Origin of the sequence: Blautia sp. AM47-4 (genome assembly GCF_003479865.1) — a bacterium.
In the GTDB taxonomy this organism is placed as follows: Bacteria; Bacillota; Clostridia; order Lachnospirales; family Lachnospiraceae; genus Fusicatenibacter; species Fusicatenibacter saccharivorans.
The window spans coordinates 1-2,545 of the sequence record NZ_QUHY01000073.1 but is presented as its reverse complement, the minus strand read 5'-3'; the positions used below and the strand labels follow the sequence as shown (position 1 = coordinate 2,545).

Here is a 2,545-nt window from a genome sequence, read left to right as displayed (position 1 = left end):
TTCCGTAGGAATACCGCCAGCCTCCGTTTTTCTCTACCGCAACAGGGTTGGTGTAGGTGACTTTCTTTCCGCCGGATTTGTCCCTTGCGAAGCTCTCTGCCAGTTCAAAAGTGTATTTTTTCCCACGCCCTGCCACATAGTCTAGGAAGCCGCCGCCGTAGTTGTAGGACTGAATCACACTGTTTAAGTCACAGCCCTTTGTTTCTGCCGCTGCGAGCAGTTCCGAGAAATATTTGCAGCCCTGTTTGATGGATTCCTCTGTACTAAGGGAGTTTGGGGGAAGCCCCAGAGATTCCGAGGACTGCATAACGTCTTCCAGTGTGCCGCCGGATTCCACCTGAATGATGGCGAGCAGCACATTTAAGTATTCCTCTATGCCATATTCCCTTGCATACTTTTCCAGCATAGGTTTATGGGCGAGGACTTCCTGTGATACGCTCACGCCCCCAAAGATAAGATTTCCGCCGCTTCCTCCGTCTTCCTCATCCGAGAAGACAATCACCACCAAAAGGAGCAGGGAGAACATCATCACGAACACGCCGGAACAGGCAAAGAAAAGGTGTCTTAATTTCATGGTTTCTCCCCTTTCTTTTGTTTGGCAGCCGCTTTTACCGTTTTTGTCCACTCCTTTCTGGCGGTGGTACGCCGGATGGTAAAGTTTGATTCTTTTACCGCAGGGGCAGCCCGTTTTCTTTCCGATATCACAGGAGCCGTATCATTCTGGACAGGTCTTGCCGGACGGGGAGTAGCCTGTGTGATAGTGGGAGCCGTCTTTTGTCTTTCATTTGGCTGGGATAGGGAAGCAGATGGGACTATCTGGCGTTCTGTCCTTACAGGTGGCGTTTGTTCATGGTGGATGGAAGCAGCTTTTACCACCGGAACCGAAGCCTGTTCTGCCACAGTTTCCCCATAAGGAACCTGTCCCCGTTCCCTGATGGATAGGGAAGCAGGCTGCATGGCTGGTTTTACTGCATGATGTCGGAAATCTTCTGGCTGCTTTGCAGTAACAGGGCGTTCATGGACAGGAGCTGCCCCTTTGGGTGCTTCGGAAGCTTTCTGTTGCGGCTGTTTTGCCTGTTCCAGTTCCGCCCTGCGCTCTGCAATGGTATGTCTGCGGCTTTCTGCCTGTGCGTTTCGCTGTTCCGCTCTGGCAGTTCGGGTCTGGGTCACGCTGGAAGTAAAATCCCGTACTCCCTCTGATACCTGTGTTTTCCCGTGGTAAAGGGCGTACTTTGCATTGACGGGCAAATCCTTTGCCTGCTCCCGAAGCTGTCCGGCAGTATCGGCTATCTTATCTTTGGTATCTGCCGCCGCACCTACCGCAGAACCAGCCCGTTTCCATACGGATTCTTTTTCCGGTGCTGCCTGTCCGTCTGGTCTGCTGTGGTCTGCCTGTGTGCGTTTGGAAGAGCCGAAGTGGGAGCATTTCTATGGTCTGAGCCAGCCTGTTTTCCTGCGTGGTATGCAGCCGTTCCAGTTCCAAAAGCCGCCACAGAACGTCCTAGCTTATGCTGTAAACGGTGCATATGGGCGTGCATGAGCATACGGGGTCTTCGCATGATACGGCTCCCCATGCTTTGGGAATCCCCACTCTGTAAGGAGAACATCCCCATCAAATCTCCCAGCTTGAAATAAATTCCGGCAAAGGTCACTATCTGCAAGAACGCCGTCAGGAAGAACGGATATTCCCCAGACAGGTTGTAGAGCATGGTGGAAATACTGAACGCTACCGTGATAATCAGGGTGATTCCGGCTCTGGTAAGGATAGTGTTGAACAGTTTCGTAATGGCACGTTTGGATATCCCCTCAAAAGAGGGAACCATGCTAAGGAGGAAGCTCACAGGCAGGAACATGGCGTAGATGATAAAAAGCACCTGTGAGAAAATCATTATCCCCGTGAGCAGGAATACAAAAACGGAGATACCGATATTGAACATGAACAGGAAGAAGACGGTTCCCAAACGATTGATGGTCTTTGTGATGGTAAGGTTCGTGTTTTCCCTGTCTTCGATTTCCTCCACTACGATTTCTTCTCTGTCCTGTCCGTTGTTTTCGTCTGGACTGGTTGAAAGCAGGTTTTCCACACGGTCTGCTCCAATGCTTTCCATATCTGAATTGCCATATTGCAACAGGAGCCACGGTTGCTTGACCTGAATGGAAAACAGGCAGTCCCGTATCAAATCCACGCTGTCTTTTCCTTGACTTTCCGAGTTAGGCAGCACAATCTTTGTACCAAGGGTCAGGCTGGCATTGCTGATGTCTGCGGAAAATTCATTGATTTTCCCGATATAATCAGGAGCATAAGCGATAAAGGCAGCGGACAGCACGAACACCACCACGAAATTGACAACGGCATGGATGGCTTTTGTGGTTTCCCGTTTGATAAGCCCTGTGTAGGCAACGTAAATCCCCACCACCAGAATGAGAATCAGCAGAAACCCGATATAAAATCCCTCCGAGGACAAGCCGCCTGTGGTAACGCCTGCAAGGGTCTGCATATTTTTCCCAATGGAATCCGCCGTAGAGGAAATGAAGTCCAGCGAGT

The 2,545-nt window shown here is 50.7% G+C and carries 1 protein-coding gene and 1 pseudogene; both read right to left on the bottom strand.

Annotated elements, in window-relative coordinates; genetic code table 11:
* Positions 1-574 (bottom strand): lysozyme family protein (locus DW965_RS18460; protein ID WP_147398820.1); only part of this gene is annotated, 574 nt, incomplete at its 3' end.
* Positions 571-2,545: pseudogene (locus DW965_RS18455) on the bottom strand (CD3337/EF1877 family mobilome membrane protein); the annotation flags it as partial. The gene DW965_RS18460 and the pseudogene DW965_RS18455, both read right to left, overlap by 4 nt.